Origin of the sequence: Mumia sp. ZJ430, assembly GCF_011751845.1 — a bacterium.
In the GTDB taxonomy this organism is placed as follows: Bacteria; Actinomycetota; Actinomycetes; order Propionibacteriales; family Nocardioidaceae; genus Mumia.
In genome coordinates, this window is the sequence record NZ_JAAHFK010000004.1 from 65,754 (window position 1) to 79,049 (window position 13,296).

The following is a 13,296-nucleotide window of genomic DNA, read 5'->3' on the forward strand; positions in this document are numbered from 1 at the left end:
CTTGGGCGATCATGGGTTCATGTCCGCCGAGTGGAGACCGACCGAGCCCCTGGTCGGGCGTGAGACCGAGCTCTCGCGCCTGCTCGCCGCAACCGGCGTCGCTGACCCGGAGGCCCGCGGGGGTGTCCTCCTCAGCGGCGACGCCGGCATCGGCAAGACTCGCCTGCTTCGCGAGCTCGCGGTCCTTGCCGCCGACGGAGGCCACCGCGTCATGGTGGGCCACTGCGTCGATCTCGGCGACAGCGCGATCCCCTTCCAGCCCTTCGCCGAGATGCTGGCGGGGTTGGACGACGCCACCCGCACGTCCATGTCCGACGCGATGCCCCCGCTCGGTCCGCTCATGTGGGGTGCCGCGGACGGCGCGGGCGTGGACCGCGGCGAGCTCTTCTCGTCGGTCGTGACCGCGCTCGAGCTGCTCGGCGCGAGCCGTCCCGTCCTTCTCATCGTCGAGGACGCCCACTGGGCAGACGCCTCCACACGGCACCTGATCCGCTACGTGCTCTCCCAGCGGTACGAGGGCGACGTCCGGGTGGTCGTCTCCTACCGTAGCGACGACCTGCACCGCCGCCACCCGTTGCGCGCCGACGTCGCGGAGTGGAGCCGGTTGCCCGGTGTCCAGCGTCTCGACCTCGGCCCGCTCGCCGACGACGAGGTTCGGGCGCTCGTGCGTTCGCGCGACGCCGGCGCGATCGGTGCGAGCGGGCTGGCCGCGATCCTCCGCCGCGCGGAGGGCAACGCGTTCATCGTCGAGGAGCTGCTCGACGTCGACGACAAGAACGGCCCGCTGCCTCCGACCTTGGCCGATCTGCTCCTCGTGCGGCTTGACCGCCTCGACGACGCTGGGCGACACGTCGTGCGTGCGCTCGCCTGTGCAGTCGGTGAGGTGAGCGACGAGCTGTTGTCCGCCGTCGTGGACCTGCCACCGAGCACGATCGAGGACGGTGTCCGCGCCGCACTCGACCACCGCATCCTCTCCCGGACCCGCAGCGACGGCTACGTCTTCCGACATGCCTTGCTCGCCGAGGTCGTACGAGACGACCTGCTGCCGGCCGAGCGACGTCGGATCCACGCGGCATACGTCAAGGTGCTGAGCGGCCGTGGCGACTCGGCCGACGTCGCGCGGCACGCGTTCGAGGCAGGTCTCGACGAGGTCGCGTTCACGGCCAGTGTCCGCGCTGCCGAGCGGGCGACCCGCGTCGCGGGCCACGACGAGGCCGCGGACCACTACGAGCGGGCGTTCTCGGTGGTGTCCGCTGCCCCTGAGGGCACCGACGTCGTCGGTCTGGTGATCGCCGCGAGCGAGGCCAAGACAGCAGCCGGATACGTACGCCGAGCCTGGGTGCTCGTCGGCGACTTCCTCGAGCAGGCCGACGACCTGCCTGTGGAGGACCGGGCGCGGCTCCTCGTCGCGTACGGCACGGCGGCGCTGATGGCCGATCGGATCGTCGAGCCGCGCCAGGCGCTCGAGGAGCTCTTCGTGCTCGTTCCCGAGCAGCCGACTGCGCTGCGGGCCTCCGTCGAGGAGCTCGCTGCCCGTGCCGCGTCCAACGAGAGGCACTTCGACGAGGCGATCCGCTGGGCGACCCAGGCGATGACACTAGGGCAGCGGCTGGGTCTCAACCGGCTCGTGGCCGACGCTGCCGCAACCAAGGCTAGGGCGCGTGCTCGGATCGGAGACGACCCCGAGGGCGACGAGCGCCGCTTCCTCGAGGTCGCAAAGATTGCGGCGACCGAGGGCGACGTCGTGGCAGAGCTGAGGGCTCGCCACCACCTCGCCTTCTACTACCACGAACGCGGCATGCTCGACCGCGCTGAGGCCGAGTTCCTCCGGACGATGAAGACCGCCGTGCAGGCCGGTCGCCAATGGGCTCCGTACGGGTTCGACGGCCGCTTCTTCGCGTCGGTCACGGCCTATCTCCTCGGTCATTGGGACCTTGTCCTCGAGCTCTGCGACGTCGGCATGCTGCAGCCGCCCAAGGTCCCCGCAGCTGATCTCGAGGCCGTCGGTCTGCTCGTCTCGGCAGGCCGGGGCGACGGCGCGGCGCTGCGCACGGCCGAGCGGCTGCGCGCCCTCTGGCACAAGGACATTGTCCTCGCCATCCACTGTGCGACGGCCGCCATCGACCTGGCCCGCGATGCGGGTGAGGCGACACGCTGGCACGACGACCTGGTCATGACACTGACCCAGGACTGGGACGGTGAGTTCGTCCCGGCTCGCCTGCGGATGGGGGGCCTGCTCGTGGGACGCCTCGCCGACGAGGCGGGCCACGCGTCGACCGCCGAGCGCAGCGAGTGGCTCACGCGCGCAGAGCAGCTGCGGGCCGTCGCCGACCACGTCATCGAGCAGCGCGGCCCGTTCGGTCCCGAGGGAGCCGCGTGGTCATTGCGCCTGGACGCCGAGATCCTGCGTCTGCGCTGGATCGTCGGGGGTGAGGTTGCGCTCCCCGCGCTGCTCACCGCGTGGCGCGAGACCACGCAGGCGTTCGCCGAGCTCGGACAGGTCTACGAGGAGGCCCGCTCCGCGTCCCGGCTCGCGGCAGTCCTGCAGGCCAGCGGCGACGTGGCAGGCGCCAAGGAGGTCGCGAGCAGCGCGCACGAGCAGGCCGTCGCGTTGGGCGCAGCACCGCTCACCCGCGTGCTCGAGCAGCTCGCGGGCTCGACCACGGCAGCGGCCACCTCGGCCGCTTCGAAGCCCCACGTCGCCGGCGAGAAGCCGCTGACTGCTCGTGAACGTGAGGTCCTCGAGCACCTCGTCGAGGGCCGTACCAACGGCGAGATCGCGACGCTGCTGTTCATCAGCACCAAGACGGTCTCGGTCCACGTCTCCAACATCCTCGCCAAGCTCGGGGCGTCGACCCGCACGGAGGCGGCAGCGATCGCGCGACGCCAGCGCGCCTGAGCGCAGGCGTCCGTAGGGCCCGCGTGACGAGCGGGATCGCCCGAGCGCTGAGACGCTGAGGGCATGTGCCGCTTGTTCGGTCTGCAGTGCGGTCGTCATCCGATGACCGCGACCTTCTGGCTGCTCGACGCCCCCGACAGCCTGCGGTCGCAGGGCCGTCGCAACCCGGACGGGACGGGCATCGGCGTCTTCGAGCCCGATGGTGCCGCGCGGATCGACAAGCAGCCGATCGATGCATGGGACGACACGGCCTTCGCGCGCGACGCGAAGACCATGCACGGGACGACGTTCGTCGCGCACGTCCGCTATGCCAGCACGGGTGCGCACACCGTCGCCAACACGCACCCGTTCGAGCTCGACAACCGGCTGTTCGCCCACAACGGCGTCGTCGGCGGGCTCGAGTCGCTCGACGCACGTCTGGCCGACGTCGGTGCCAGCGCGCTGGTCGAGGGCCAGACGGACAGTGAGCGGGTCTTCGCGCTGATCACGGCGGAGATCCGCCGCAACAGCGGCGACGTGGCAGACGGCGTGCACGACGCGATCAGCTGGATCGCCGAGAACCTGCCCGTGCTGGCCCTGAACTTCGTCCTGACCACCGCGACGGACCTCTGGGCGCTGCGCTACCCGGACGTGCACCCCCTGCGGTTCCTCGAGCGGGCCGAGCGCGTCCCGGGCACCGAGGGGTGGGACGGCGCCAGCGACCGCATCCATGCCCGTGTGGATCCTGCCGACGACGACCACCGGACCGTGGTCGTGGCGACCGAGGAGATGGACGACGAGCCCGGCTGGACGGCGCTGGAGTCCGGCGAGCTGCTGCACGTCGACCGCGACCTCACCCTCACCCGTACCCATCCGTTCGGCCCGCTGCGACATCCGCTTGCGCTCGCCGACCTCGAGCCGACCGCGGCCGCGTCGCAGCGCTCCTAGCCCGAGCCCCGACTACGAGGAGGACGCGTGAACGACGTCCCGAACGCCCGTATCGGCGTCACCGGCCTGGCCGTGATGGGCCGCAACCTCGCCCGCAACCTGGCCCGCCACGGCTTCCCGGTTGCGCTGCACAACCGCACCTATGCCCGTACGGAGTCGCTGGTCGCCGACCACGGAGACGAGGGCACCTTCGTCCCGTCCGAGTCGCTGGAGGACTTCGTGGCGTCGATAGCGAAGCCACGCCCGATCATCGTGATGGTCAAGGCGGGCGAGCCCACCGACGCGGTCATCGACGAGCTCGTCCCGCTGCTCGACGAGGGCGACGTGGTCATCGACTGCGGCAACGCGCACTTCCTCGACACCCGGCGGCGCGAGGCTGCGCTGCGCGAGAAGGGACTCCACTTCGTCGGCGCGGGCGTCTCCGGCGGAGAAGAGGGCGCGCTCAACGGCCCGAGCATCATGCCGGGCGGTTCCGCTGAGTCGTACGAGACGCTCGGGCCGATGTTCGAGACCATCGCCGCCCAGGTCGACGGCACCCCGTGCTGCACCCACGTCGGCCCGGACGGCGCCGGGCACTTCGTCAAGATGGTCCACAACGGGATCGAGTACGCCGACATGCAGCTGATCGCCGAGGCGTACGACCTGCTGCGGCACGGGCTCGGCGCGGAGCCGGCGCGGATCGCGGAGATCTTCGCGCAGTGGAACGAGGGCGACCTCGAGTCCTACCTCATCGAGATCACCGCCGACGTGCTCGCCCACACCGACGCCGCCACCGGGCGACCGTTCATCGACGTCGTGCGGGACGAGGCGGAGCAGAAGGGCACCGGACGCTGGACGGTCCAGACCGCGCTGGACCTCGGCGTCCCGGTCACGGGCATCGCCGAGGCGACGTTCGCGCGCTCGGTCTCGGGGCACACCGAGCAGCGCGAGCCGGCCCGTACGGCCTATCCCGACGCGCACGCGGACACCGGGTGGCGGCCGGACGACGACGACACGTTCGTCGACGACGTCCGCCGGGCCCTGTACGCGTCGAAGGTCGTCGCGTACGCCCAGGGCTTCGACGAGATCCTGGCCGGGAGGCGCGCGCACGACTGGGGGATCGATCCGGGGGCGATGGCGACGATCTGGCGTGGCGGCTGCATCATCCGGGCGCGGTTCCTCGACCGCATCCGCGAGGCGTACGACGGCGATCCGGACCTGCCGTCGCTGCTCGTCGCCCCGTACTTCGTCGACGCCGTGCAAGCGGGCCTAGAGTCCTGGCGCCGCGTCGTCGCGATCGCCGCCCGTACGAGCATCCCGGCACCGGCGTTCGCCTCGTCGCTCGCGTACTTCGACGCCCTGCGGGCCGAGCGACTGCCGGCCGCGCTGATCCAGGCCCTCCGCGACGACTTCGGCGCTCACACCTACCGGCGCGTCGACAAACCCGGCACGTTCCACACGCTCTGGGCCGGTGAGCGGTCCGAGGAGCAGCGGGGCTGAGCCTCCTGTCCCCTTCACGGGGTCGACACCGCAATTCTGAGGGGCCCCTCGGCCCGGCACCGCCGTCTCTGTCCTGCCTGCGGGCCAAGGCAACCCGATGATCGCCGAGGGCATCGCGATCGGTGCCAACACGCGGAGGCGCAGGGCATCAACGCGCTGCGCCGCCTCGGCGAGAACCTCGCGAAGCGGGTCTCTCGTACGACGACGTGATCACGATGCGGGGGTGTCCTCCAGAACCCGTCCGGCGCGGCCGCGGCGGACTTCGCCGGTGGAACCGTGCGTACCGGCAATACTTCGCCAACACGAGCCTGTCCATCGGCACGCCGGTGCTGGTGCCGCTCGGGACGGCAGCGCCCGGCCACGGCAAGGGGAAGGGCGGGCACTAGTCCGACGGTTCCGCGTCCGTACGGTGCCTTGCCTCGGCGAGGCCCCGTACGGATGGCGGCACCGTGATCCCCGTGCGCAGGTCGGGCGCGGGGACCGGAGCACCGGCGACCTCGCGCAGCGGGACCACTCCCGCCCAGGCCTCGCCAGCGATGTCGTCGTCCTCGTCCTCCGGCCACCCGTCGGACACCTTGAGCGACCAGCGCTCGATCGGCAGCCCGAGCACGAGCGTGGCCGCCAGCTCGCGGCGTGTCGACGGCCGCACCTCCGCCGCGCGGCCCGGGATCAGCGCATCGGTCAGCCTGTCCAACGCCGCGACCTGCTCATCGTCCGGCAGCACCGAAGCGGCGCCGAACAGCACCGCGCTTCGGTAGTGCAGCGACGACTCGAACGTCGACCGCGCCACCACGATCCCGTCGAGCGCCGTCACGGCCACGGAGACCGGCGCCCCTGCGGCCACCACGCGCATCCAGGGCGACCCTGTGGACCCGTGGAGGAGCAGCCGGTCGCCCTCGCGCGCGAACGCGGTCGGGACCACGAGCGGTGCACCGTCGACGACCACGCCGAGGTGGCAGACGCGCACGGAGTCGAGGAGCCGGTCTAGGGCGGCTCGGTCGCGGCGCTGCTTGCCCGGCAGACGGGTGACGTCGGTGCGCGGCGGATCGGGCGACACCGGGTCAGCGTGCGGACGCGACGTACTGGTTGAGCTGGTCGCGCTCGAACTGCAGCTGCTGCATCCGGAACTTCACCGCGTCGCCGATCGACAAGATCGCGACCAGCGCCTCGTCCTCGTCGACGACCGGCACGTGGCGGATGCGCTCGTTGGTCATGATCTCGAGGAGCGCACCGATGGAGTCATCCGGCCCGCAGGTGTGGACCTCGGACGTCATGATCGACGACACCGGCTGTGTCAAAGGGTCGCTCGTGCTGCGCAGCTTGCGCACGATGTCGCGCTCCGACACGATCCCGGCGACGTGGATGCCGTCCTCGCTCACGACCAGGGCACCGATGTTGCGTGCGTCGAGCTCGTCGAGCAGCGCGGAGACCGCTGCGTCGGGGGCGATGGTGAACACGTCGGTGCTGCCCTTCGACGTGACGACGTCACTGACCTTCATCGCTTCCCCCTGGGTTCACACGTGGCCGATGCGCTCAACCTAGCGTGATCCGGGCCACTCTCACCAGCCCGCGGGAGGCCCTTGCTGCCCGTACGTGCTCCCCTGCTGCCCGTACGAGGGGTAGCCGCCGCCTCCGCCGTACGGGGAATCCCACCGCGGACCGGAGCGCGAGAACCACTCGTTGGCACCCCCGCTGAACAGCAGGACGATCACGGCGATCCCCGCCACGAGCCACAGCACGGAGACGAACGACAAGATCATCACCAGACTCGTGATGATTGTCAGCGACGCCAGCACGACCAGGGCGATCCGAGCCCACGCCTGACGACGCAGCACGAAGACGCTGACCACGAGGGAGACCACCGAGGCCACCACGAACACCGCCACCATCGCGTAGACCGCGGGACGGTTGTCCTGGACGGACTGCACGTCGGAGGGGCTCAGGTCGAAGTCGGTCGGGTTCTCGGCCATCTCGTCGAGCATCCACCCGAGCGCCACCGCGACCAGGATCCAGCCGAGGGCCGTCAGCACCGACAGCGCGATCGTGATCCAGGCGGCCAGCGTCACCGTGACAGGACGGGCGTCGGGGTCGCGGGGGATCGGAAAGCTCGACTGCGGCAGCCCGCTCGCGTATGGGTCGTACCCGCCGTACTGCTGCTGCCCGTACGAGGGCTGTTGCGGATACTGCGGACCGTACGGAGGTTGCTGCGGGCCCTGCTGGCCGTACGGAGGGTGTCCTTGGCCGTACGGCGACGGGCCCTGGCCCGGTGGTGGGCCGGGGTCGGACGGTGGCGGAGTCGGCGTGGACATGCGGCTGATCCTACGGCTGGAGAAGTCCGCGCGGTCGCTCAACCGTCCGAGCGACGGTGCGAGGCGAGGTCGGTGACGTTCGTGCGGACGGGCTCGGTCGGCGGGGTGCGCTCGTCCTCGGGCTCGTGCGGCTCGGTGTCGGGGAAGTAGCCGAGGTAGGCCATCGCCGCCTCATGGAGCAGCGAGTTGGTCGCGAGCGCGTTGCCGTGCCACGGGCCGGGCTGGCCGTTGAGCGCGGTGAACGTGCCGCCGGCCTCCCGCACGATCGGGTCGAGCGCGGCCATGTCCCACAGCGCGAGCTCAGGCTCGGCGGCGATGTCCACGGCGCCCTCGGCGAGCAGCATGTACGACCAGAAGTCGCCGTAGCCACGCGTGCGCCAGCAGCGCCGCGTCAGTGCGAGGAAGCTCTCGAGCTTGCCGATCTCCTCCCAGCCGCCGAGCGAGGCGTACGACAGCGACGCGTCGTCCATCCGGTCGACCTTGGAGACCTGGAGGCGTGTCGCGGACATCAGCGACTTGCCGGTGTAGGCGCCGCCGCCCTTCGACGCCCACCAGCGGCGCCCGAGCGCGGGTGCCGACACGCAGGACGCGACGACCTCGTCCTCGATGGCGATCGCGATCAGCGTCGCCCACACGGGCACGCCGCGCACGTAGTTGGAGGTGCCGTCGATCGGGTCGATGATCCAGCGGCGGGTGGCGTCCTCCACGGTGCCGACCTGCTCGCCGTTCTCCTCGCCGAGCACGATGTCGCGGGTGCGGGCGCTGCGCAGCGTGCGTCGGATCGTCCGCTCGACGGCCTGGTCAGCCTCGGTCACCCACGTCATGTCGGGCTTCGTCGAGACCTTGAGATCGCCGGCGCGGAACTTCTCCATCGAGATCGAGTCGGCGTTGTCGGCGAGCACGTGGCACAGCCGAAGATCGTCGTGGTGGGAGTGCGCCATGGCCCCACAGTAGAGGTTCGCGCCCCTACGATGGAGGCCGTCCACGAGGAGGGCTGATGTTCGACATCATCGACGGAGTTCCGCTGCACCCGTTGTTCCTGCACGTGCCGATCGTTCTCATCCCTCTGACGACGTTGCTGACCCTCGCGTTCCTCGTCCCACGGTGGCGCTGGGCGCTGCGGTGGCCGCTCGCGATCGTCGCCGTGGCCGCGGCAGCGGGGACGTACGCGACGGTGCAGTCCGGCGAGGAGCTCAAGGCGCGCATCGGTGCGTCCGGCGAGATTGGCGCGGCGATCGACCTGCACCAGACCTGGGGCGACAGGTTGCTCTACGCGGCGATCGTGCTCGCGGTGCTGGCCGTGATCGCGGCCATCGTCGTCACCCGTACGGCCGGGACCGCGGCGACCGTGGTCGCCGTCCTGCTGGCGGTCGCCGGCGTCACCGCCGGGTGGATCACGTACGAGACGGGCGACCGCGGCTCGCGAGCGGTCTGGTGCGCGACGACCGTGTCGTCCAACGGCGGGTCGCTCGAGGAGTGCCTCCGCACCTGACGGACGTACGACCCGACATCACGTCCCGACATCGCACCTCTGATATCGGGGTCCAATGTCGGGACGTGATGTCGGGTCGTACGTCAACGTCAGTCGGCGCTGTCGCGCGAGGCAAGGAGGCGGCGGAACGAGTCGACGCGCGCGGCGTCCAGCGTCCCAGCAGCGACTGCGTCGTCCAGTGCGCACTCAGGGTCGGCCTCCGTGTGCTGACAGCCGCGGGGGCAGTCGACTGCCGCGTCGGCGAGGTCCGGGAACGCCGCGAGCAGCCGCTCCACCGACACGTGCGCGAGCCCGAAGCTGCGGATGCCCGGCGTGTCCACGATCCACCCGCCGAACGGCAGCGCGAGCACACGCGTCGAGGTCGAGGTGTGGCGCCCACGACGGCTCACCTCGTTGATGACGCCGGTCGTCAGCTCCGCCTCGGGGACGAGCGCGTTGACCAGCGTGGACTTGCCCACGCCGGAGTGGCCGACGAGCACGCTCGTACGACCGCGCAGCCGCTCGCGCACCATCTCGAGGTCGCCGCCGCGCTCGGTGACGACGACGTCGACTTCCAGCGGCAGCAGGGACGCGACCAGAGGCGCGGGGTCGCCGATGTCGGCCTTGGTGAGGCACACCAGCGGCGTCATCCCGGCGTCGAACGCGGCGACGAGGCACCGGTCGATGAGACGCGGACGTGGGGGAGGGTCGGCGAGCGCGGCAACCACGACCATCTGGTCAGCGTTGGCGACGATCACCCGCTCGATCGGGTCGTTGTCGTCTGCCGTGCGTCGCAGCAGGGTCGTACGGTCCTCGACCTCGACGATCCGCGCCAGCGTGTCGGGCGTCCCGGAGGTGTCGCCGACGACGCGGACCCGGTCGCCCACGACGACGGCCTTGCGCCCGAGGGGGCGCGACTTCATCGCCGTCACCACGCGCTCGTCCTGGCCGACGAGCAGCGTGTAGCGGCCGCGGTCGATGCCCACGACCCAGCCGTCGTCGGCGTCGTCGTACGAGGGGCGCTCCTTGGTCCGGGGACGCGTATGGCGACGCGGACGATCGAACTGCTCGTGCGGCCGGTGGGCGTCGTAGCGCTGCGTCACGACGCGAACCGCTCCCAGACCTGCGCGAACCCCGGGTACGTCTTGGCGGTGGTCGCGACGTCGTGCACCTGGGTGTCCTTCACCGCGAGTCCGAGCACCGCCGCCGCGTGAGCCATGCGGTGGTCCGCGTACGTCTCCAGCGCCGCGCCGTGCAGCGGGCGGGGCGTGATCGCAAGTCCGTCGTCGAGCTGCTCGACCTCGCCGCCCATGCGGGTGATCTCGGTCGCAAGCGCGGCGAGCCGGTCGGTCTCGTGGCCGCGCAGGTGCGCGATGCCGGTGAGTCGCGAGGGGCCGTCGGCGAGCGTGGCCACGGCCGCGACGACGGGGGTCAGCTCGCCTTCGTCGCGCAGGTCGAGGGTGACTCCGCTCAGCCGTCGCGGTGCGGTCACGACGAAGTCGTCGTCGTCGAACGCCACCTCGGCGCCGAACGCGGTCGCGATCTCGCGCCACCGGTCACCCGCCTGGTCGGTCGTACGGGGCCAGTGCCGGACCCGCACACGCCCACCGGTCACCAGCGCTCCGGCGATGAATGCCCCTGCGTTGGACAGGTCGGGCTCGATCGCGGCGTCGTACGCGGCGACCGGCCCGGGCGCGACGCTCCAGCGGCCCGGGACGGAGTCGTCCACGTGCACCCCGCGGCGGCGCAGCTCGGTCAGGGTCATCGCGACGTGCGGCATCGAGGGGACGGGCGGCCCGTCGTGGTGGATGTCGACGCCCTCGTCGTACCGGGCGCCGGCCAGCAGGAGCGCCGACAGGAACTGGCTGGAAGCGGACGCGTCGACCGTGACCGCGCCACCGGCGACGTGACCGGCCCCGACGACGGTGAACGGCATCGTCGCCCGCCCGCCGTCGTCGACCTGCACACCGAGCGCGCGCAGGCTCGTGATCGTCGTCGCCATCGGACGTTCCCGAGCACGCTCGTCACCGTCGAACGTCACCGCGCCGTCGACGAGCGCGGCGACCGGCGGGACGAAGCGCATGACCGTCCCGGCCAGCCCGACGTCGACGGTCACCGCCTCGCGCGCGGCGCTGGTGAGCGGCTCGACCGTCCACACATCGCTGTCAGCAGTCACCGTGGCGCCGAGCGCGCGCAGGGCGTCTGCCATCAGGGCGGTGTCGCGCGACTCCAGGGGCCGCGACAGCCGTGACGGGCCGTCCGCGAGCGCCGACAGGATCAGCGCGCGGTTGGTCTGCGACTTCGACCCGGGCAACGCCACCGTGGCGTCGACGGGGTCGGTCCGGAACGGGGCGGCCCACAGCGTTGACATCGGTGCGAGCCTATCCGACCCCCACCGACCCGCGACCCATCTGCTCAGTGGTGCTGCAGCGTCCGCTTCACCTGGTGGGCGGTGTCGTGCAGCGACTCCTGCACCGACTCGCTCGCCTCCACGACCTTGTCCTTCGCGCGCCGGGGCAGAATCTTCTTGTGGGGGTCGGGATCGAGCGTCGCCATCAGCAGGCCGCCGAGGATCGAGGCGTTCTTGACGAACTGTTTGCGGTGGCCGGCGGCCGCCTCGGGCTCGGTCTCCTTCCAGAACGGGTGGCCGATCACGGTGGTCGGTGCGAGGGTGCCGGCCAGAACGAGGGCCGACAGCCGCGGGAAGCGGCCCAGCGCGAGCGCTGTCCCAAAGGTCACCTGAACGGCCGCATTGATCCGCACCAACGTCACGGGGTCGGTCGGCAGGCGGGTGCCGGGTGCGACCGATTCGGCGAGCGCGGCGAGCCTGTCGGAGACGGGCTTGACTTTGACGGCGAGCGCAGGGGAGTTGCGGAGGGCGTTCACCCCACCGGACACGAACATCGAGGCGAGCATCGGACGGGCGGCGGTACGCAGGAGGGTCATGGCTCTTTACTACCCCGGCGCGGGCACCGCTACACCCCGACGGCGTCGAGCGGCACCGACGGGTCCGCGAGCCGGGCGGCGTCCACGCGCCTGCCGACCAGTGCCTCGAGCGGCGCGATGCCGGAGTCCCAGAGGTTCGCGTGCATCGCCGCCTCGACCACCCCGTCGCGCAGCCAGAACGCCTGGAACGCGAGCTCGCCGGTGGCGTCGGTGTCTCCTCGCAGCACGACCTCGGTCTGCGTGACGTCGGGGACGTGCCCCACGTACTCCATGCCGAGGTCGTACTGGTCGGTGTAGAAGAACGGCAGCTTGTCGAAGACGACGTCCTGGCCGAGCATCGCGCGGGCCGCGACGGGCCCGGAGTCGTTGGCCATCGCCCAGTGCTCGACGCGGACCCGGCGGCCCAGCGCCGGGTTGTCGACTGCAGCGATGTCACCGGCTGCCCAGATGGACGGGTCGGAGGTACGCAGGCTCGCATCCGTGTCGACGCCGTTCTCGCCGCGCAGGCCGCTGGCGAGGATCCAGTCGACCTGCGGCGCAGCGCCGATTCCGACCACGACCGCAGTGGCCGGGAGCACGTCGCCCTCGCTGGTGACCACGGAGGACACGGCTGCGCCGTCGCCCCTGATCTCGGCAATGCCCGTACCGAGGCGAAGGTCGACGCCGTGGTGGCGGTGCAGGTCGGCGAAGATCGTGGCGACCTCGTCACCGAGCACGCGTTGCAGCGGCAACGACGCCGTCTCGAGCACCGTGACGCCGACGCCGTGGCTGCGGGCGGCCGCGGCGATCTCGAGACCGATCCACCCGGCGCCGACGATGACCAGAGGACCGCCGGCGTCGAGCACAGCCTTGATCCGCTCGGCCTCGGGCATGTCCCGCAGGTACAGCACGCCGTCGAGGTCCGCTCCGGGGATGTCGAGCCGACGCGGCCATGAGCCCGTCGCGAGCGCGAGCCTGTCGTACGACAGCGTGCTGCCGTCCTCGAGGTCGAGCGCATGGTCCGCGGGACGCAACCCGGTCACCATCGTCTCGGTACGGACGTCGATGTCATGGTCGGCCCACCACGTCGCGTCGTGCAGGTAGGCGGCGGTCTCCGGCTCGGTCCCGAGCATGTAGCCCTTTGACAGGACCGGGCGCTCGTACGGAGGACGGTCCTCGACCGTCACCAGGACGACGTCGCCGGCGAACCCCTCCTCCCGCAGCGTCTCGGCCACTCGGCCGCCAGCCAGTCCGCCGCCCACGACGACATAGGTCTCTTCACTCAT

The 13,296-nt window shown here is 71.4% G+C and carries 12 protein-coding genes; 4 read left to right on the forward strand and 8 right to left on the reverse strand.

What is annotated here, in order from left to right:
• Nucleotides 1–19 precede the first annotated feature (19 nt).
• From HCT63_RS20730 to gndA, 3 genes are all read left to right on the forward strand, one after another.
• Nucleotides 20–2,899: an AAA family ATPase gene (locus HCT63_RS20730; protein ID WP_167007406.1), complete on the forward strand. Its 2,880-nt coding sequence runs from the start codon at nucleotides 20–22 to the stop codon at nucleotides 2,897–2,899.
• Between the two features lie 63 nt (nucleotides 2,900–2,962).
• Nucleotides 2,963–3,826, forward strand: coding sequence for a class II glutamine amidotransferase (locus HCT63_RS16450; protein ID WP_167007409.1), 864 nt, complete (start codon nucleotides 2,963–2,965; stop codon nucleotides 3,824–3,826).
• Between the two features lie 27 nt (nucleotides 3,827–3,853).
• Nucleotides 3,854–5,305: an NADP-dependent phosphogluconate dehydrogenase gene (gndA, locus tag HCT63_RS16455; RefSeq protein WP_208322492.1), complete on the forward strand. Its 1,452-nt coding sequence runs from the start codon at nucleotides 3,854–3,856 to the stop codon at nucleotides 5,303–5,305.
• Nucleotides 5,306–5,687: 382 nt separating this feature from the next.
• Here gndA and HCT63_RS16460 read toward each other — a convergent pair whose 3' ends face one another.
• Genes HCT63_RS16460 through HCT63_RS16475 form a run of 4 tightly spaced genes read right to left on the reverse strand, consistent with a single transcriptional unit; the run spans nucleotide 5,688 to nucleotide 8,555 of the window.
• Nucleotides 5,688–6,362: a pyridoxamine 5'-phosphate oxidase family protein gene (locus tag HCT63_RS16460; protein ID WP_167007412.1), complete on the reverse strand. Its 675-nt coding sequence runs from the start codon at nucleotides 6,360–6,362 to the stop codon at nucleotides 5,688–5,690.
• Between the two features lie 4 nt (nucleotides 6,363–6,366).
• Complete coding sequence (locus HCT63_RS16465) at nucleotides 6,367–6,804, reverse strand: CBS domain-containing protein (protein WP_167007415.1); 438 nt, start codon at nucleotides 6,802–6,804, stop codon at nucleotides 6,367–6,369.
• Between the two features lie 60 nt (nucleotides 6,805–6,864).
• Nucleotides 6,865–7,614, reverse strand: a complete 750-nt coding sequence (locus tag HCT63_RS16470) for a hypothetical protein (RefSeq protein WP_167007418.1) — start codon at nucleotides 7,612–7,614, stop codon at nucleotides 6,865–6,867.
• Between the two features lie 38 nt (nucleotides 7,615–7,652).
• On the reverse strand, nucleotides 7,653–8,555 hold the full coding sequence (locus tag HCT63_RS16475; protein WP_167007420.1) for an inositol monophosphatase family protein: 903 nt from the start codon (nucleotides 8,553–8,555) through the stop codon (nucleotides 7,653–7,655).
• A gap of 56 nt (nucleotides 8,556–8,611) precedes the next feature.
• On the opposite strand from HCT63_RS16475, the gene HCT63_RS16480 reads away from it, so the two are divergent.
• Nucleotides 8,612–9,106 (forward strand): DUF2231 domain-containing protein, encoded by a 495-nt coding sequence (locus tag HCT63_RS16480; RefSeq protein ID WP_167007422.1) that lies wholly within the window; start codon nucleotides 8,612–8,614, stop codon nucleotides 9,104–9,106.
• Between the two features lie 89 nt (nucleotides 9,107–9,195).
• Here the strand turns inward: HCT63_RS16480 and rsgA are convergent, their stop codons facing one another.
• From rsgA to HCT63_RS16500, 4 genes are read right to left on the reverse strand one after another with little or no spacing between them, the layout of a single operon-like run.
• The gene (gene rsgA / locus HCT63_RS16485) at nucleotides 9,196–10,188 is read right to left on the reverse strand and encodes a ribosome small subunit-dependent GTPase A (RefSeq protein ID WP_167007424.1); all 993 of its coding nucleotides are present in this window, start codon (nucleotides 10,186–10,188) and stop codon (nucleotides 9,196–9,198) included.
• A complete protein-coding gene (gene aroA / locus HCT63_RS16490) occupies nucleotides 10,185–11,456 on the reverse strand; it encodes a 3-phosphoshikimate 1-carboxyvinyltransferase (RefSeq protein ID WP_167007426.1) in 1,272 nt (423 codons plus the stop codon). Before aroA ends, rsgA begins: the two co-directional genes overlap by 4 nt.
• A gap of 44 nt (nucleotides 11,457–11,500) precedes the next feature.
• Nucleotides 11,501–12,031: a DoxX family protein gene (locus HCT63_RS16495; protein ID WP_167007429.1), complete on the reverse strand. Its 531-nt coding sequence runs from the start codon at nucleotides 12,029–12,031 to the stop codon at nucleotides 11,501–11,503.
• 29 nt (nucleotides 12,032–12,060) lie between these two features.
• Nucleotides 12,061–13,296: an FAD-dependent oxidoreductase gene (locus tag HCT63_RS16500; RefSeq protein ID WP_167007432.1), complete on the reverse strand. Its 1,236-nt coding sequence runs from the start codon at nucleotides 13,294–13,296 to the stop codon at nucleotides 12,061–12,063.